This window comes from Kitasatospora sp. NPDC048540 (genome assembly GCF_040651175.1).
In the GTDB taxonomy this organism is placed as follows: domain Bacteria; phylum Actinomycetota; class Actinomycetes; order Streptomycetales; family Streptomycetaceae; genus Kitasatospora.
Map to the genome: position 1 here is coordinate 18914 of NZ_JBEZIR010000065.1, position 17848 is coordinate 36761.

General features: G+C 74.4%; 16 protein-coding genes. 9 read left to right on the top strand and 7 right to left on the bottom strand.

Annotated elements, in window-relative coordinates:
* The first annotated feature begins 476 nt into the window (after positions 1-476).
* Together AB0D08_RS23880 and AB0D08_RS23885 are read left to right on the top strand one after the other, a co-directional pair.
* Positions 477-1232 carry a tRNA-dependent cyclodipeptide synthase gene (locus tag AB0D08_RS23880; protein ID WP_359891404.1) on the top strand — a complete coding sequence of 252 codons (756 nt, stop codon included), beginning with the start codon at positions 477-479 and terminating at the stop codon, positions 1230-1232.
* A gap of 64 nt (positions 1233-1296) precedes the next feature.
* Complete coding sequence (locus AB0D08_RS23885) at positions 1297-2499, top strand: cytochrome P450 (RefSeq protein ID WP_359891407.1); 1203 nt, start codon at positions 1297-1299, stop codon at positions 2497-2499.
* A gap of 34 nt (positions 2500-2533) precedes the next feature.
* Here AB0D08_RS23885 and AB0D08_RS23890 read toward each other — a convergent pair whose 3' ends face one another.
* The 3 genes from AB0D08_RS23890 to AB0D08_RS23900 form a co-directional block, all read right to left on the bottom strand.
* Positions 2534-3337 (bottom strand): inositol monophosphatase, encoded by an 804-nt coding sequence (locus tag AB0D08_RS23890; RefSeq protein WP_033821554.1) that lies wholly within the window; start codon positions 3335-3337, stop codon positions 2534-2536.
* A gap of 140 nt (positions 3338-3477) precedes the next feature.
* Positions 3478-3885, bottom strand: coding sequence for a VOC family protein (locus AB0D08_RS23895; protein WP_033821551.1), 408 nt, complete (start codon positions 3883-3885; stop codon positions 3478-3480).
* A 240-nt stretch (positions 3886-4125) separates the two neighbouring features.
* Positions 4126-5325, bottom strand: coding sequence for an ATP-grasp domain-containing protein (locus tag AB0D08_RS23900; protein WP_359891411.1), 1200 nt, complete (start codon positions 5323-5325; stop codon positions 4126-4128).
* A 163-nt stretch (positions 5326-5488) separates the two neighbouring features.
* On the opposite strand from AB0D08_RS23900, the gene AB0D08_RS23905 reads away from it, so the two are divergent.
* Positions 5489-6259, top strand: a complete 771-nt coding sequence (locus tag AB0D08_RS23905; RefSeq protein WP_359891414.1) for a (2Fe-2S)-binding protein — start codon at positions 5489-5491, stop codon at positions 6257-6259.
* A 30-nt stretch (positions 6260-6289) separates the two neighbouring features.
* Here AB0D08_RS23905 and AB0D08_RS23910 read toward each other — a convergent pair whose 3' ends face one another.
* The 3 genes from AB0D08_RS23910 to AB0D08_RS23920 all read right to left on the bottom strand — a co-directional run bounded on the left by AB0D08_RS23910 (position 6290) and on the right by AB0D08_RS23920 (position 9653).
* Positions 6290-7180, bottom strand: coding sequence for a DMT family transporter (locus AB0D08_RS23910; protein ID WP_359891416.1), 891 nt, complete (start codon positions 7178-7180; stop codon positions 6290-6292).
* A gap of 76 nt (positions 7181-7256) precedes the next feature.
* A complete protein-coding gene (locus AB0D08_RS23915; RefSeq protein ID WP_359891418.1) occupies positions 7257-8489 on the bottom strand; it encodes an MFS transporter in 1233 nt (410 codons plus the stop codon).
* 408 nt (positions 8490-8897) lie between these two features.
* Positions 8898-9653: a MerR family transcriptional regulator gene (locus tag AB0D08_RS23920; RefSeq protein ID WP_359891421.1), complete on the bottom strand. Its 756-nt coding sequence runs from the start codon at positions 9651-9653 to the stop codon at positions 8898-8900.
* Positions 9654-9806: 153 nt separating this feature from the next.
* Between AB0D08_RS23920 and AB0D08_RS23925 the strand changes: the two genes are divergently transcribed.
* From AB0D08_RS23925 to AB0D08_RS23950, 6 genes are all read left to right on the top strand, one after another.
* Positions 9807-11357, top strand: a complete 1551-nt coding sequence (locus AB0D08_RS23925) for an NAD(P)/FAD-dependent oxidoreductase (protein WP_359891422.1) — start codon at positions 9807-9809, stop codon at positions 11355-11357.
* Positions 11354-12328 (top strand): alpha/beta hydrolase, encoded by a 975-nt coding sequence (locus AB0D08_RS23930; protein ID WP_359891424.1) that lies wholly within the window; start codon positions 11354-11356, stop codon positions 12326-12328. The genes AB0D08_RS23925 and AB0D08_RS23930 overlap by 4 nt, the downstream gene beginning before the upstream one ends.
* Positions 12325-13206 (top strand): SDR family oxidoreductase, encoded by an 882-nt coding sequence (locus AB0D08_RS23935; protein WP_359891426.1) that lies wholly within the window; start codon positions 12325-12327, stop codon positions 13204-13206. The genes AB0D08_RS23930 and AB0D08_RS23935 overlap by 4 nt, the downstream gene beginning before the upstream one ends.
* A gap of 268 nt (positions 13207-13474) precedes the next feature.
* Positions 13475-14479 (top strand): zinc metalloprotease, encoded by a 1005-nt coding sequence (locus AB0D08_RS23940; protein ID WP_033821356.1) that lies wholly within the window; start codon positions 13475-13477, stop codon positions 14477-14479.
* A gap of 109 nt (positions 14480-14588) precedes the next feature.
* Complete coding sequence (locus AB0D08_RS23945; protein WP_359891429.1) at positions 14589-15365, top strand: SDR family oxidoreductase; 777 nt, start codon at positions 14589-14591, stop codon at positions 15363-15365.
* Positions 15366-15517: 152 nt separating this feature from the next.
* A complete protein-coding gene (locus AB0D08_RS23950) occupies positions 15518-17329 on the top strand; it encodes an ABC transporter ATP-binding protein (protein ID WP_033821355.1) in 1812 nt (603 codons plus the stop codon).
* On the opposite strand, the gene AB0D08_RS23955 is transcribed toward AB0D08_RS23950, so the two are convergent.
* Complete coding sequence (locus AB0D08_RS23955) at positions 17321-17806, bottom strand: MarR family transcriptional regulator (RefSeq protein ID WP_359891432.1); 486 nt, start codon at positions 17804-17806, stop codon at positions 17321-17323. The two genes, AB0D08_RS23950 and AB0D08_RS23955, sit on opposite strands and share 9 nt — an antisense overlap.
* Between the last annotated feature and the right edge of the window lie 42 nt (positions 17807-17848).

Here is a 17848-nt window from a genome sequence, read left to right on the forward strand (position 1 = left end):
CATTGTCCAGTCGATTTCGGCCGTACCGAAGCGCTTTTCCGCCATCCCCCGGATCTTGGCTTGCCGGGAAGCGGAACGGCGGCGGTAACTTCGGGTAGCCGCCGCCACACCGGGAGCACACGGCTCCCAGGGACTAGCGGCGCAAGGGGGATCCACCATGTGCCGCCGCGTCCGTGCGGTCACTTCGGCCTGTCGCCCCGGCACGTCCTAGGCCCTCGGGCCGGTCGGGCAGGGCCGTCTCCGGCTGATCTGCCGGTCCTGCCCCTCGTCCGTCCTCCCGCCGGTCCGGCGCGGCACCCTGCCCCGGTCCGGTGTTCGCCGCCGCCGTTCCCCCCCTGTCCCGGCCTCATCCCGGCCGGAGCCGTGTGCCGTGGCGGCCCGCACCCCCTCACCCACCTTGCACCGCCCCGACCCTCTCCGCCGTGCCCGGCCGCCGCCGGCCGGCGGAGCCAGCCCTGCGACGCGGAGGCCGCGGTATGAGCGACACACTTCTGACCACTCGGACCACTCGGGCCACTCCGGCCCCTCCGACCACCAGCCTCGGGGCCTTCGAGGCCGTCCCGTTCTCCGGCCGCTGCCGGGAGGTCTTCGAACGGGGCGACCACCTGCTGATCGGGGTCAGCCCCGGCAACAGCTACTTCAGTCATCAGCGCCTCACCGAACTCATATGCTGGGGGCGGGAGTTCTTCGCGGCCGTGGACGTGGTGCACGCCGATCTCCATGTCGCGGCACAGTTCGAGGCCGCCGGCTACCCGCTTGAGCAGGCCGAACGTCGCGCGGCCAAGGAGGTCAAGGCCACCCGGCGGCGGATCCGCCGGGCCGTCGAGGAGGCGGACCGCGACGGTGTCCGCACCCATGCGCTCTCCGAACTGACCGACCGGGCGGCCTACCGCGGCCTGCACGCCGCGGTGCTGGCCGCGCTCGGCGGCGACCCGGTGCTACGGGCCGCGACCGAGGGGATGGCCCGGGGGTTCCTGCAGGCCAGGCTGGTGGACGCGGACGCCCCGACACCGGCCCAACTGGCCGCCGGGGTCGCGTACATCGCCGCCGAGCTGCCCTTCTTCCTGGACACCCCGGCCCTGCTCGACGTGCCCTCCTCCATCTCCTGCTACCACCTCGAACTCCCGCTCACCCCGGTGCTGTTCGGCCGCAGCGAGGGCCTGCGCGCGGCGCCCGCCCAGGGCTACGCGGTGGTCCGGCCCCGCTTCGCGGCCGATCCGCTCGCAGCCTGAGACCCCGGCCCCACCACGCCTTCCCCCACGACCCGCACACCCCTCTCCGAAGGAGCGCACCCCGATGACCACCACCGCCGAACCCGAGTTCACCTTCCCGTTCTCCGCCCGCGGCGACGTGCTGCCCGAGGAGGCGGCACTGCTACGGGAGAAGCACCCCGTCGCCAGGGTCCGCACCATGACCGGTGACGAGGCCTGGCTGGTCAGCAGCCATCGGCTGGCCGAGCAGGTGCTGGAGGACGAGAGGTTCAGCCTCAAGGACACCGCCAACCCCGGGGTGCCGCGCCAGTACGCGCTGACCATCCCCCCGGAGGTGGTCAACAACATGGGCAACATCAACAGCGCCGGTCTGCGCAACGCCGTGATGAAGACCCTCAACCCGCGCGCCGACCGGGAGTTGGGCGGCTGGCTGGAGGCCGAGGCGCACCGGCTGCTGGACGTGCTGGTGGAGCAGGGCCCGCCGGCGGACCTGCGGGACGGCTTCGCCGAGCCGTACTCCGCCGCGCTGCACTGCCGGCTGCTCGGGCTGCCCACCGACGACTGGCGCCGGCTGATGTCCGGCATCGACGTCGCGTTCATCACCAGCCCGGCGCCGTTCGAGGGTTCGACACCCAACTGGTACAAGGACCTCGGCTACATGACGGCCCGGCTCACCGCCGATCCGGAGCCGACCGAGGGGCTGCTCGGGCGGTTTGCCGAGCTGCGCCGCTCGCCGGACCTCTCGGACCGCGTCGGTGACGAGTTGCTGGCCACCGTGGCGCTCTCGCTGTTCGGCGCGGGGGCGGTCTCCGCCTCGGCGTTTCTGCTGCACGCGATCATCGCGCTGGCCCGCCGTCCGGAGCTGGCCGAACGGCTGCGCCGGGAGCCGGCCGTGATCGACCGGGCGGTCGACGAGCTGCTCCGGTACAACCTGTCGATCGGTGACGCGCTGCCGCGGCTCGCGCTGGCCGACGTGCAGGTGGGCGAGGTGCTGGTGAAGCAGGGCGAGCTGGTGCTGGTGCTGGTCGAGGGCGCCAACTACGACCCGGAGGTGTTCCCGGACCCGGAGCGGATCGACTTCGACCGGCCGGCCGGCCCGCACCTGGCGTTCGGGGCGGGCCGCCACTACTGCCCGGCCTCCGCGCTCGGCCGCACCCACGCCGGGATCGCCCTGACGGCGCTGGTCGGGCGGCTCCCGGAGCTGCGGCTGGCGCTGCCGGCGGAGCAGTTGGCCTGGCGCCCGGGCTTCATCAAGCGGCTGCCGGAGCGGCTGCCGGTGGTCTGGTAGCCGGTTCGCGGCGGGGCCGGGGCCGGGCCCGGCGTCAGCCGTCGAGCCCGAGCAGGATGTCGCGGGCCCGGTCCCACAGGTCCGGGTCGGCGGCGACCAGCAGGCCGTCCTCGCAGCCCGGCGGCTCCGGCCGGTACGCGGTGCCGTCGAGGCGGGCGGAGACCCCGCCGGCCTCGGTCACCAGCAGGGAGCCGGGCGCGTGGTCCCAGGGCAGGGTGCGCCAGTACAGGATGAAGTCCACCCCGCCGTCGGCGAGCAGCGGGTACTCCATACCGGCCGACCGCAGGCCCTCCTCCAGCCGGCCGAAGGCGCGGGCCCGGCTGTGCAGCCGGTGGTGGGTGGCCGGGTCGAGGAAGCGGCTCTTGAGCAGGCCGTGCCACTTCTCGGGCAGCCGGCCGGCCGGCTCGCGGTGGATCCGGTGCCCGTCGCGCCAGGCGCCGGAGCCGAGTTCGGCGGCGTACGCGGTGCCGGTGACGGGCTGCCAGATCCAGGACGCGACGGTTCGCCCGTCCCGGACCAGGGCGGCCATCACCGCGAACTCCGGGCGCCCGGCGACGAAGTTGGAGGTGCCGTCGACCGGGTCGACCAGCCAGACGGCAGGCTCGGCGAGCAGCGCCCGGGCGAGGGCGGGGTCGGCGGATACCGCCTCCTCGCCGACCACGGGCACCGGCAGCAGTTCCTGCAGCCGCCGGGTGATGATCCGTTCGGCCTCCCGGTCGGCGACGGTGACCACTTCGCCCGGGGCCTTCTCCATCACCTCGCCGGCGGCCAGTGCCCGGAACCGGGGCTCCACCGCTTCGGCCGACGCCTCGGCGAGGATCTCCGCCACCTTCTCCATCAGCACCTGACCGCTCCTTTCGCCGGGTACCACTCTCGCACGCCCGTACGGTGCGGATCCGCGCCGGGACCTGCACCGGGACCTGTGCCGGGACCTGTGCCGGGACCTGAACCGGGACCGCCGGGCCGACGGCCGGACGGTCAGGTGGTGGCGGGCCGCTCCTGGATCACCCAGCTGTTGCCCTCCGGGTCGTCGAAGAAGATGAACGAGTTCCACGGCTCGCCCGGGCCGGGCCGCCACTCGCCCCCGCCGTCCAGGTGCCGGACCTCGGTGACGTCGACGCCCCGCTCGGCCAGCTCGGCGCGGGCCGCGGCCACGTCGTCCACGACCAGTTGCAGGCCGCGCAGCGAGCCGGGGACGGACTGCGGGATGCCGGTGCCCAGCACGATCGAGCAGCCGGAGCCGCGCGGGGTCAGCTGGATCACGCGGCTGTGCTCGCCGATCCGGGTGTCGTGGTCGAGCCCGAAGCCGACCTGTTCGTGGTAGAACCGCTTGGCGCGGTCGAGGTCCACCACGGGGACCACCACCACCTCGAGCTTCCAGTCCATGGCTGCCGTTCCTCTCGCTCCGGGGCCCGGCTCCCATCCTGCTCCCCGGTGCGGGCCGGTGACACGGCGCCGCCGCGGGTGCGCCCCGGGGACCGGCCCCCGTCCGGCCCGGTCCGGCCCGGTCCGGCCCGCGCGCCGGGGCGGGCGGCGGACCTCGTGCGGCCCGCTCCGGCGTACTCCGGACGGGTGAGCGGTGCCGGGCCCGGCGGTCAGGGGGTCAGGGGGTCAGGGGGTCGGGGGTCAGGGGGTGACCTCCCAGCGGTTGGCGGCCAGGAACCCGGCGACGGCGTCGTCGGCGGCCGCCTGGTCGGGGCCGATCGCCCAGGCGACGCCGAGGTAGTCGCGGTTGGTGCGGTAGTGCGCGTGCCGCTCGCCGACGGCGCGGGTCGGCCGGTAACTGAACCGCACGCCGTCGGCCTCCCAGGCCGTCGCGGCCGGGGCCGCGGCCAGCACCCCGGCGCGGTCGGCGCAGACCGCCTCGACCCGGGCCCGGCGGCCGGTGGCCGGGAGCGGGCCGGCCGGCAGCGGGCGGCCGAGGTGGGTGCCCAGCACCAGTTCGAAGTACGGGACGTCCAGCAGGTGTTGGAGCATCAGGTCGCACTGGTCGCCGATGGCGCGGTAGTTGACCTCGATCAGCCGGGCCCGGCCGTCCGGCTGGACCACGAACTCGGTGTGGCAGGCGCCGAGCCGGACCCCGACCGCGTCCAGTTGGGCGAGCACCTGCGCGGTCACGGCCGGCGGATGGGCGGGGGTGAACTCCAGGACCTCCTCGATGAAGTGCGGCGGCGGGGAGAGGCGGGTCCGGAAACCGCCGAGCACCAGGCGGCTGTCGCCGTCGCCGAGCGTCTCCAGGGTGTGCAGGTCGCCGGTCAGGAACTCCTCGACCAGCAGGGTGGCCGCCGGTCCCCGGCGCTGCCTGATCTGCGCACAGCGGGCGGCGAGTTCGGCGTGGTCGGCGACCAGTGACACGTCCTCGCTGGCGACCCCTTCACGCGGTTTGACGACGCACGGGAACGGCGGGTCCAGCTCGGCCGGCTCCTGGCCGGGCGCGAGTTCGGCGGACCAGACGGTGTCCAGTCCGGTGGCGGCCAGGTGCCGGCGCAGCTCGGCCTTGTTCTTGGCCCGCAGGGTGGCCCGCCAGTCCTTCGCGGGCAGGCCGAAGTAGGCGGCGGCCAGGGCGGTCTGGGTCTGCAGGTGGTCGCTGTTGCTGAACACGGCGTCGGGCGCCGGGTGCCGGGAGATCAGTGCCACCACCTCGCGGAAGTCCTGCACCGCGCACTCCAGCACCTCCGGCGGGTGCGCCAGGTCCGCGTACGCCTCGCGGTGCTCGCGCGGGCGGTCGGTGAGCACGGTGACGCCGAGCCCCATCCGGGTGGCGGCCGGGAGGAAGCCGAGTGTGACGGAGTCGGTCGGGTTGACCGCGAGCAGATAGAGCCGCATGGGTGATCCTCGCTGCTGGTCCGAAGTGGTGCGACGGCCCGTGGATCCTGGCCGGAACGGGCCTTCGGCACACCCTGATCGCGACATCACCCGGATGCGCGATCGATGGACCGTCGAATATGAACTAAGGTGAGCCTCACCTTAGCGCTCATGGGGAGTTCCGATGCTCCAACTGACGGCCGGTCAGCCCTGCCGGACGGACGAACTGGCCGAGACCTATCGGCTCCTGTTCGCCGCCTGCGACGGCGTGCTGCGGGTCGAACTCGCCCGGCGGCCGATGGCGGGCGGGAACTGGCGCAGAGCCGACACCCTCGCCTGCGCGGCCGAGGAGATGGTCGCCGCCGAGAGCGCCAGGATCACCGCCGAGCACGGCCGCACCCCCCGCGAGCACGTCGCCGCCTCCCGCGCCCTGCACACCTACCTCTGGGCCGCCTGCCTGCTGATCAGCGGCCCCTGGTACCTGGAGGGCCGGGTGCCCCGGCTGCGCGCCATGGACCTGTGGGTGGACCCGTCCGACGGCCGGCTCGCGCTGAGTCCGGGCGAGTGGGCGCCCGGCGGCGAGGCCGAGCTGCGCACGGCCGTGGCCGAGCACCTCGGCCCGGTTCTGGCGGCCTTCCAGCCGTACGTCCGGCGCGGGCCGCGGGCCCTGTGGGGGATGGCCGCCGACGACCTGGTCTCCGGGATCTGGTACCTCGGCCGGCTGCTGGGGGAGGAGGACCGGGCGGTGGAGGCGGCCGAGGCCGTGCTGCCGGGCGGCACCCCGCCGTTCCCGGGCGCCGCGGCCTTCCGCCGGCTGACCGGCACGGCCGGGCGCACCCACTGGACCAGGACCAGGGCCGGCTGCTGCCTCTACTACGCGATCCGCCCAGACGACGCCTGCGTCACCTGCCCGCGTACCACCGACGAGGAGCGGGTGCGCCGGCTGGAGGCCTGAGCGCCCCGCCGGTACCCGGCGCAGGGATGCTCAGCGGCGGCGGGAGACGGCGACGCCCGCCAGGCACAGCGCCCCGCCGGCCAGTGCGAGCGGGGTCGGCACTTCGCCGAGCACGGCCCAGGCCATCAGCACCACCAGCGCGGGCACCGCGTACGTGGTGGCGCCCATCCGGCCGGCGGTGGTGCGCGCCAGGGCGTACGCCCAGGTGGTGAAGGCGAGCGCGGTCGGGAACAGGCCCAGGTACACCACGCCGAGGGTCGCCGACAGCGGGGCGGTGCCGACCTGGGCGACCAGCTGCGGGGTGAACGGCAGACAGGCCGCCGTGCCGACCAGGCAGCCGAAGGTGGTGGTCTGCAGCGGGGACGCGTGCCGCAGCGCGGGCTTCTGGGCCACCACCCCGCCGGCGTAGCTGACCGCGGCCAGCAGGCACAGGGCGATGCCGAGCAGCGAGCTGGAGCCGCCGCCCGAGGTCGACAGGCCGACCACCACCGCGCCGGCGAACGAGACCGCCATCCCGGCGAGCAGCCGCGGCGGGAATCCCTCGCCGAGCAGCTTGCCGCCGAGCAGGGCGATCAGCACCGGGCCGATGTTCACCACCATCGCCGCGGTGCCCGCGTCGACCTGCTGCTCGCCCCAGTTGAGCACCACCATGTACGCGCCGAACCAGAGCAGCCCGCTGACCGCGATCCCCGGCCAGGCCGCGCGCGGCGGCAGCCCCTCGCGCCGGTGCAGCAGCAGCGCGACCAGCGCCACCGATCCGGCCAGCAGCCGCCCGAGCGCGAGCGCGCCCGGGCCGAAGTGCGTCCCCGCGCCGCGGATCGCGACGAACGCGGAGGCCCACAGCACCACCGTGGTGGTCGCCGCGGCGAGCGCTCTGCGGTCGGGTCGGGCGGTGGCGGGCACGGAGTCGGAGAGAGCCATCCGGCCAACCTACGGCGCGGGCCCGGCCGTGAACAGCGGGTTTCCGCCGTCCACCTGCGGCCGGCCGGGACGGGCCTCAGCCGGCCCGGGCCCTGGTCAGCGGGCGGTGTCCCGCCCCGGTGCGGCGCCGGTAACGGGCCTCGGTGGCGGTGGTCAGGGCGAGCACCGCGGCGAGGCCGGCCGCGGCGCAGGTGACCAGGAACGGTGCCGCCGCCCCGGACCGGTCGGCGAGCCATCCGGCCAGCAGAGTGCCGGCGGACTGGGCCAGCGTGATGCTGCTGACCAGCGCCGCCATCGCCTCGCCGAGGCGGTCGGTGGGGACGGCACGCTCGGTCAGACCGAACATCGTGATCATCTGCGGTGCGACGGCCACCCCGAGGCAGCCGACGCCGACGGCGAGTCCGGTCATCCCGGCGGCCCCGGGCAGCAGCAGCGAGGCGGCGAGCAGCAGGACCGTGGCGGCCTTCAGCCGTGCAGCCAGGGCGAACCCGGCCGGCAGGGCCGCGGTGGCCACCCCGGCGAAGGAGCTGGTCAGGCCGATCAGGCCGTACAGGAGTCCGGCCGCGCCGGGGTGGCCGAGCCGCTCGGCGGTGGCGGTGACACCGACCTGGACCGAGCCGAAGCAGACGCCGAGCAGGGCCATCCCGGCCAGCAGCAGTGCGAACGGTGCGGTCAGCAGCGGTGCGCCGCCGTGCCGGCGGGCGGCCGGGGTGCCGGGCGGGGCGGTGGGGTGGCGGGCGAAGAGGGTCCCGCAGACGCCGACCAGGGCGGCGGCCAGCAGCAGTCCGGCGGCTGGGTCGGCGAGCGCCGCCAGGATGCCGATCACGGCCGGTCCCGCGGTGAAGCTGATCTCGTCCATGATGCCGTCGAGCGAGATCGCAGCGCCGGTGGCCTCCCGGTCGCCGCCTGCCAGCCGGACCCAGCGGCTGCGCGAGAGCGGCCCGACCAGCGGGACCGACAGGCCGATCAGCGCGGCGGGTACCAGTTGGAGCCACAGCGGCAGCCCGCTCCGGGAGGCGGCGACCAGGGCCAGGATCGCCAGGGCGTTGACGGCGGCCGCGGCGAGGCCCACCGGACGCTGGCCGCGGCGGTCGGCGAGCCGGCCGACCAGCGGGCCGGCCACCGCCTGGGCCACCGCCAGCGTGCCGGCGGCCGCCGAACCCCGCCACACGCTGCCGGAGTCGTGGCTGACCAGCAGCAGGCTGCCGATCGGGCACATCGCGTTGGGCAGCCGGCCGAGCAGCGACCAGAGCAGCACGCGGCGGCCGGTCAGGTGGACTGCGGTGCGGAACGTTGCGACAGCGGCCACGGCCGCCACCCCCCGGGCTCGGCCGCGTCGGGGTGCCCGCCTCCCGTCCGTCGGCCCTGGCTGGTCCGGCAGCTGCGGGTGAGCCTCGACCGTACGGGGACGGCGGGTGCGGCCGGAAGCGTCGGATCGCCCAGCGGCGCCGGGGCGCCGTCCGAGGGCGGATTGGAGGAGCAGCCAACCGGGACTGTGCGAAACGCCCACGGCCCCGCCCGCCCTGATGGACCGTCACCGGGCGGGCGGGGCCGTGGGATCGCCGGCGCCCGCGAGACCCCTCGCGCGGACGCCGATGCCGTTGGACCGGGGCCGCGAAGGCTCCGGCCGGCCGAGCTTAGGTAAGCCTAACTTGATAGGTCGTCATGCGGCAAGCTCCCGCGCCGGGCCCGTTCGGTGGCTCGTTCGGTGGCTGGTTCAGTGGCCGCTGAGCCGCTCGTACTCGGCCCGCACCCGGCGGTCCATCGCCAGGGTGAACTGGGTGTCCGCGACCGCCCGGGCCAGCGGCCGGATCCGCAGCACCTGGTCGCGCAGCCGGGCCGCCTCGGCCGGCGTCAGCCGGTCCACCTGGTCGAGCGGCTGCAGCAGTTGGTCGGCGATCAGCGTGATGAAGGACTCGGCGATGGCGTCGGCGTGCTCCTGTGCGGTGCGGCTGGCCGCGAGCACGGCCGCGAGCGGCACCCCCTCGTCGACCAGCGCGATGGTGGCGTCCATCAGCCGCCGGCTGATGTGGGTGATGCCGTCGTCCTCGACGGTGATGTAGCCCTGGGCGATGGACTCGGCGGTGTTCTCCTCGGTCAGCTGGTCGCCGAAGGAGGCCTTCAGCTCGGCCCAGTCGAGGTGGACCGGGGTCTCGTCGGACCAGGGCGCTGTGATCGCGTCCTGCAGCCCGATCAGCTCGGCCACGTCGCGGCCGCTCTCCCCGGCGCCGATCAGCTCGGCGATGCCGCCGAGGGCGTGCCCGCGCTCCAGCAGTTCGGCGATCACCCGCAGCCGGGCCAGGTGCTCCTCGCCGTACCAGGCGATCCGGCCCTCCTTGCGGGGCGGCTGGAGCAGCTTGCGCTCGCGGTAGAAGCGCAGCGTGCGCACGGTGATGCCGGCTGCCTCGGCCAGCTCCCCGACCCGGAACCGGCGCGCCGCCGAGGCCTCCCGTTCGATCTCCTTGTCCGCCACGCCGCCAGCATAGGGCGGGCCGGCGGCGGAACCGGTGCGGTCGGGCTTCTTCCATGAACTGTCAGCAAGGACTACCCTGCCAATCGTGCCAGTGATTACTGGCAAGGTTCTAATGGTCATGCACCCCCCACCTCGCCCAGGAGGTCCGCCCGCATGGTTCCTCGCACCAAGCAGCCCGCCACGCCGCCGCCCGCCACGACCCCGCACGTCAGGGTCGCCGTGGTCGGCTCGGGCTTCGGCGGGCTCGGGGCCGGCGTCCGGCTGCGCCGGGCCGGCATCACCGACTTCGTCATCCTGGAGCGCGCCTCCTCGGTCGGCGGTACCTGGCGCGACAACAGCTACCCCGGCTGCGCCTGTGACGTCCCCTCGCACCTCTACTCCTTCTCCTTCGCGCCCAACCCCGAGTGGCCGCGCAGCTTCTCCGGCCAGCCCGACATCCGCGCGTACCTGGAGAAGGTCACCGACGTCTTCGGGCTCCGCCCGCACCTGCGCTTCGACACCGAGGTGGTGGAACTGCGCTGGGAGGAGGAGCGGACCCGCTGGCGGATCCGCACCACCCGGGGCGAGTGGACCGCCGACGCAGTGGTCTCCGCGGCCGGTCCGCTGGCCGACCCGCAGATCCCGGACCTGCCCGGCCTCGCCGACTTCCCCGGCAAGGTCTTCCACTCCTCCCGCTGGGACCACGACTACGACCTCACCGGCAAGCGCGTCGCGGTGGTCGGCACCGGCGCCTCCGCCGCCCAGATCGTCCCGGCGATCCAGCCGAAGGTCGGCCGGCTGACCGTCTTCCAGCGCACCCCCGGCTGGGTGCTGCCGCGCGCCGACCGGGAGATCTCCGCCCTGGAGAAGTGGCTGCACACCCGGATCCCGCCGACCGGCCGGCTGCGCCGGGCCACCCTGTTCGCACTGCGCGAGCTGCAGGTGGACGCCTTCGTCCGGCGCCCCGGCGCGCTGCGGCTGGTCCAGCAGATGGCCGAGCGGCACATCGCCCGCTCGATCGCCGACCCGGCGCTGCGCGCCAAGCTCACCCCGGACTACCGGATCGGCTGCAAGCGGATCCTGCTCAGCAACACGTACTACCCGGCGCTCGCCGCCCCCAACACCGAGGTGGTCGCGTCCGGCCTGCGCGAACTGCGCGGCTCCACCCTGGTGGCCGCCGACGGCAGCGAGCACGAGGTGGACGCGATCGTCTTCGGCACCGGTTTCCACGTCACCGACATGCCCATCGCCCAGCGGGTGTTCGGCGTCGGCGGCCGGGCGCTCGCCGAGGAGTGGAAGGACGGCATGGAGGCGCTGCGCGGCTCGACCGTCCGCGGCTTCCCCAACCTGTTCTTCGTGATCGGCCCCAACACCGGCCTCGGCAACAGCTCGATGATCCTGATGATCGAGTCCCAGCTGAACTACCTGATCGACGCGCTGGCCGCACTGGACGCCGTCGGCGCCGCCGCCCTCCAGCCGACCGCCCGGGCCCAGCGGCACTGGAACCTCGAACTCCAGCACCGGATGGACCGCACGGTGTGGAGCACCGGCGGCTGCAAGAGCTGGTACCTGGACGCCTCCGGCCGCAACACCGTGCTGTGGCCCGGCTCCACCAGCGCCTTCCGGCGTGCCACCCGGCGGGTGGACCTGGCCGAGTACGAGCTGATCAAGCGCCCGGCCGAGGCCGCGGCCGCGTCCCCCGCCGTCGAGGAGGCCCGCGCATGAGCGCCGACCCGCCGGCCTCCGCCGGGCCCTGCGCCCCCGCCGACCCGTACGCCCCCGCCGACCCGTACGCGCTGCCCGACCCCGCCGGCACCCGGCTGGTGCGCTCCGCCGACGGCACCCGGCTGCACACCGAGTCGTACGGTCCGGTCGGCGCCCCCGTGGTGGTGCTGGCGCACGGCTGGACCTGCTCGGTGGCGTTCTGGGCGCCGGTGATCCACCGGCTGGCCGGCGACCACCGGGTGATCGCCTACGACCAGCGCGGCCACGGCGGCAGCGACCGGCCCGCCACCCCGGCCGGGTACTCCACCGGCAAGCTCGCCGACGACCTGGAGGCGGTGCTCACCGAGCTGCTGCCCGCCGGACGGCGGGCCGTGCTGGCCGGGCACAGCATGGGGGGCATGACCGTGATGGCCGCCGCCGACCGCGCGCAGGTCGCCGCCCGGACCGCCGGCGCGGTGCTGGTCAGCACCGGCCCGAGCGACCTGGTGGCGGAGCTGGACCTGGTGCCGGCCGCCGTCCGGCCGGTGCAGCTGCGCCGGGCGCTGCACCGGCTGGTGCTGGAGTCGAAGCTGCCGCTCGGCCCGGTCAACGGACTCAGCAAGGCGGTGCTGAAGTACGCCACCATGGGCCCGGGAGCGACCGCCGACCAGGTGGCGGCCTGCGCCAAGGTGGTGCACGCCTGCCCGACCAGCACCCGGCACAGCTGGTCGCAGGTGCTCGGTACGGTCGAACTCACCGCCGGACTGGCCGCGTTGGCCGTGCCGACCGCCGTGGTGGTGGGCAGCCGGGACCGGCTCACCCCGCCGGTGCACTCCCGCCGGATGCTGGCCGCCCTGCCCGACCCGCGCGGTCTGCTGGAACTGCCCGGGGCCGGGCACATGGCGCCGGTCGAGCGGCCGGCCGAGGTGGCCGGCGAGATCCGGCGGATCGTCAATCTCGTCTCCGTGGACCAGAGGAGTGATGTCGGATGAGCCCGTCGATCGCGAACCAGGTGGTCGTGGTGACCGGCGCCGCCCGTGGCGTCGGTGCGCTGACCGCCCGCAAGCTGGCGCAGCAGGGGGCCAGGGTCGCCCTGGTGGGTCTGGAGCCCGAGGAGCTGAAGGCGGTCGCCGCGCAGTGCGGGCCCGAGGCCTCGTTCTGGGAGGCCGACGTCACCGACCTGGAGGCGCTGAGCGCCGTCGCCGGGCAGATCGAGGAACGGTACGGGCGGATCGACACCGTGGTGGCCAACGCCGGGATCGCCATCGGCGGCCCGCTGCTGGACAGCGACCACCGGGCGTTCACCCGGGTGATCGAGGTCAACCTGCTGGGCAGCGTCGCCACCGCCCGGGCGTTCCTGCCCGCACTGGCGAGGAGCCGCGGCTACCTGCTGCAGATCGCCTCGCTGGCCGCCATCACCCCGGCGCCGCTGATGGCCGCGTACTGCGCGAGCAAGGCGGGGGTCGAGGCCTTCGCCCACTCGCTGCGCGCCGAGGTCGCCCACCAGGGCGTCAAGGTCGGGGTCGGCTACCTGAGCTGGACCGACACCGACATGGTGCGCGGCGCGGACCAGGACACCGTGCTGCGGCAGATGCGCGCCCGGCTGCCCTGGCCGGCCAACAAGACCTACCCGCTCGGCCCGGCGGTCGACCGGCTGGTGGCCGGTATCGCCCGGCGTTCCGCGCACGTCTACGCGCAGGCCTGGCTGCGCGGGATGCAGCCGGTCCGCTGGGTGCTGCCGAGCCTGATCGCGGCCGTCGGTGCGCGCGATGTGGCCCGGCTGGCACCGGAGTTGAAGGCCACGGCGGGGGACCGGCTGCGCCCGGTGGGCGCCGGGGGCGAGGCCGACTCGGCGGTGCGCCGCAGCTGAGGCGCGTGGCGGGGGCGGGGATCGGCTCCCCGCCCCCGCCGTGCTGTCCGGGGGCGGTTTCCGGCCACGATGGCGATGTTCCGGTGGGGTTGCCCGGATGTAAAGCCTCCATCTGGGGTGCCCCAATGGCCGGTAAACCTGCGGTAGTTGGGGGATTTGTCCGGAGTATTTCGCGGCCGGAACGGATCTGACGCGTACACGGCGGCAGTGCTTAACCTCTGCTCGGCGGCCCCAATCCGCCACCCCCCACACCCCCACGGGAGAGCAGATGTCTCGTCCTGCCCGCTCCGCCATGCGCATCGCCAACCGGATCCTCGGCGTCACCGCGCTGGCCGCCGCGCTCGGCACCGCCCAGTTCGCGGTGCCCGCCACCTTCTCCGCGGCCACCGCCGCACCCGCCGCCGCGTCCACCTGCGTGGACGGCTCGTCGGCCGGGCACACCGACGCCGCCGCGCGCCAGGCCGAGGGCTCCACCGCGCACGACCCCAACTCGCTGACGGCCGGCCAGGTCAAGGCGATGGACGCGGACCTGAAGTCCACCGTCGAGCAGCTGCGCCGCTCCTCCGACTCCCGGAGCATGGTGGACGGCGGCCTGGCCGCGACCACCATCCCGGTCTACTTCCACGTGATCCACAGCGGCTCCACCGGCAAGCTCAGCGCCAGCGCCATCAACAGCCAGATCGCCGTCCTGAACGCGGCCTACGGCGGCCAGGGCTCGGGCAACACCGCGACGCCGTTCAAGTTCCAGCTGGCCGCCACCGACTACACCGACAAGGCCGCCTGGTACAACGGCATCACCGACGGCACCAGCGCCGAGAAGGCGATGAAGACCGCGCTGCACAAGGGCGGGGCCAACGCCCTCAACCTGTACACCGCCAGCCTCGGCGACGGCCTGCTCGGCTGGGCCACCTTCCCGAGCTCCTACCGCTCCCAGCCGACCATGGACGGCGTGGTCATCCTGGACACCTCGCTGCCCGGCGGCTCGGCGGCCAACTACAACGAGGGCGACACCGCCACCCACGAGATCGGCCACTGGCTCGGGCTGTACCACACCTTCCAGGGCGGCTGCAGCGGCAGCGGCGACTCGGTCGCCGACACCCCCGCCGAGGCCAGCGCGGCCTTCGAGTGCCCGACCGGCCGCAACACCTGCAGCTCCACCGGTGTGGACCCGATCCACAACTTCATGGACTACACCTACGACTCCTGCATGACCCAGTTCACCCCGGGCCAGGTCACCCGGATGACCAACTCCTGGGCCTCGTACCGCGCCTGACCCCGGCTCGGCGCCACAGGGCCGGCACCGGACCGCTCCCCGCGGTCCGGTGCCGGCCCGCGTCGGCGCACCGGTGCGCGGCGCCGCTACCAGCCAGTACGGTCTCCCCATGACGACAGCTCTCATCACCGGCGCCACCGCCGGCATCGGCGCCGCCTTCGCCCGCCGCCTGGCCAGGGACGGCCGCGACCTGGTCCTGGTCGCCCGCGACCGTGAGCGCCTGGCGGCCACCGCGGAGGAACTCGCCAAGAAGTACGGCGTCCAGGTCGAGACGCTCCCCGCGGACCTCGCCACCGACCATGGCATCGGGGCCGTCGAGGAGCGGCTGCGCGACGGCGGGCGGCCGGTCGACATCCTGATCAACAACGCCGGCTTCGGCAACCGCGGCGCCTTCCTCGACGTCCCGGTCCAGGACGAGCTGGACATGCTGAAGGTGCACGTGGAGGCGGTGCTACGAACCACCACCGCCGCTCTGCCCGGGATGCGCGAGCGCGGCCGCGGCGGCATCGTCAACGTCGCCTCGGTCGCCGCCTTCCTGCCGCGCGGCACCTACGGGGCGACCAAGGCGTGGGTGGTCAGCTTCACCCAGGGCATCGCCCGCGACCTCGGCGGCAGCGGGGTGCGGCTGCAGGCGCTGTGCCCCGGTTTCACCCGCACCGAGTTCCACCAGCGGGCCGGGATGGGCACCGGCAACGTGCCGGCCTGGGGCTGGCTGTCGGCGGAGCGGGTGGTCGACGAGTCGCTGCGCGACCTCGCGCGCGGCCGCTCGCTCTCCGTCCCCGGCAAGCGCTACAAGCTGGCGGTCGCGGTGGCCCGGCTGCTGCCCAGCGGTGGTCTCGGCGGTGTCTCGGCCAAGGCGGCGCGCACCTACCGCACCACCGACTGAGGCGCTGAGGCGCTGAGTCGCTGAGGCGCTGAGGCGCCGGGGCGCGGGCGGGGCCGGCCGGAATACACCGAGGCTCATTATTAGTTTGGCTAACCATGAGCCAAGCTCGGTATGCTGGCTCCCCACCCGCCCGCGCCCGACGGAGGCTGCCCTTGCGACCCGACCGAGGAACCGACTGGACCCCGCCCGAACGCGCCAAGGGCGAGCCCGCACCGCCCGCCCAGCTGCGCCGGATCGCCGCGCTCTTCCGCCCCTACCGCTGGCAGCTCGCCATCGTCGGGCTGCTGGTCGCCGCCTCCGCCGTGGTCTCGGTGGCCACCCCGTTCCTGCTGCGCGCCGTGCTGGACACCGCGATCCCGCAGGGCCGCACCGGCCTGCTCACCCTGCTGGTGCTCGGCATGATCGCGGCCGCCGTGGTGAACAGCGTCTTCGGCGTGCTGCAGACGCTGATCTCCACCACCGTCGGCCAGCGCGTCATGCACGACCTGCGCACCGCCGTCTACAGCCACCTGCAGCGGATGTCGCTGGCCTTCTTCACCCGCACCCGCACCGGCGAGGTGCAGTCCCGGATCGCCAACGACATCGGCGGGATGCAGTCCACCGTCACCTCCACCGCCACCTCGCTGGTGTCCAACCTGACCGCCGTGGTGGCCAGCGTGGCGGCCATGGTCGCGCTGGATTGGCGGCTGACCGTGGTCTCGCTGCTCCTGCTCCCGCTGTTCGTCTGGATCAGCCGCCGGGTCGGCAACGAACGCAAGAAGATCACCACCGAGCGGCAGAAGCAGCTGGCCGCGATGAGCTCGGCGGTCCAGGAGTCGCTCTCGGTCAGCGGCATCCTGCTCGGCCGCACCATGGGCCGCTCCGACTCGCTCTCCCGCGAGTTCACCGGGCAGTCCGACCGGCTGGCCGACCTGGAGGTGCGCTCCAGCATGGCCGGGCGCTGGCGGATGTCCACCATCGGCGTGGTGATGGCCGCGATGCCCGCGCTGATCTACTGGGCGGCCGGGCTGACCGCGGCCGGCGGCGCGCCGATCGTCTCGATCGGCACCCTGGTCGCCTTCGTCTCGCTCCAGCAGGGACTGTTCCGGCCCACCGTCAGCCTGCTCTCCACCGGCGTCCAGGTGCAGACCTCGCTGGCGCTGTTCCACCGCATCTTCGAGTACCTCGACCTGCCGGTGGAGATCGCCGAACCCGCGCAGCCGGTCCGCCCGGCCGCCGTCCGCGGCGACGTCGCCTTCGACGGCGTCGACTTCCGCTACCACCCGGACCAGGAGCGGCCCACCCTGGCCGGTATCGACCTGAAGATCCCGGCCGGCGGCTCGCTGGCGGTGGTCGGCGAGACCGGTTCCGGCAAGACCACCCTCAGCTACCTGGTGCCGCGGCTGTACGACGTGACCGGCGGGCGGGTCACCATCGACGGCACCGACGTGCGCGACCTCTCCTTCGCCACCCTGGCCGACACGGTCGGCGTGGTCTCCCAGGAGACCTACCTCTTCCACGCCTCGGTCGCCGACAACCTCCGCTTCGCCAAGCCGGACGCCACCGACGCCGAACTGGTCGAGGCGGCCCGCGCCGCCCAGGTCCACGACATGATCGCGGCCCTGCCGGATGGCTACGACACGCTGGTCGGCGAGCGCGGCTACCGGTTCTCCGGCGGCGAGAAGCAGCGCCTCGCCATCGCCCGCACCATCCTGCGCAACCCGCCGGTGCTGATCCTCGACGAGGCAACCAGCGCCCTGGACAACCGCACCGAGCTCGCCGTCCAGCAGGCCATCGACGCGCTCGCGGCCGGCCGCACCACCATCACCATCGCGCACCGCCTCTCCACCGTCCGCGACGCGGACCAGATCGCCGTGCTCGACCGCGGCCGGATCGCCGAACTCGGCACACACGACGAGCTGCTGGCGCTCGGCGGGCGCTACGCCGCGCTGCTGCGCCGCGAGGGCGCCCCGGTCTCAGTCTGACCCGGGCGCCCCGGCGGCGCCGTCCGCCCCGCGGGCCCGGGCCACCGCCTCGCCCATCGCCCCGAGGAACCGGCGGGCGGTGTCCAGCTCGGCCGGGTCGAACCCCGCCATCGCGGTGACCAGTTCACCGATCACCGGTCCGAAGAAGGACCGGCCCAGCTCGACCGCCCGCTCGTCGACGGCCAGCAGCACCCGCCGCCGGTCGGCGGTGTCCCGGCCGCGGCGGATCAGACCGAGCCGCTCCAGCCGGTCGACCAGGGCGGTGGTGCCGGCCGAGTTGAGGCCGAGCCGCTCGCCCAGCAGGCCTGGGGTGGCCGCCGTGCCGGCCCGGTCGGCGTCCAGCAGCTCGATCAGCGCCCGCAGATCGGTCGGGTGCAGCCCGTGCAGGGCGGCGAACTCGCCGCCGAAGCGGTCCAGCTCCACGGTCAGGGCGCGCAGCAGGTGCACCAGCCCCATCGCCCGGTTCCCGTCGTCCATCCGTCCCGCCTTCCGTCCGTTCTGTCGCTTGCCCAGTATCTC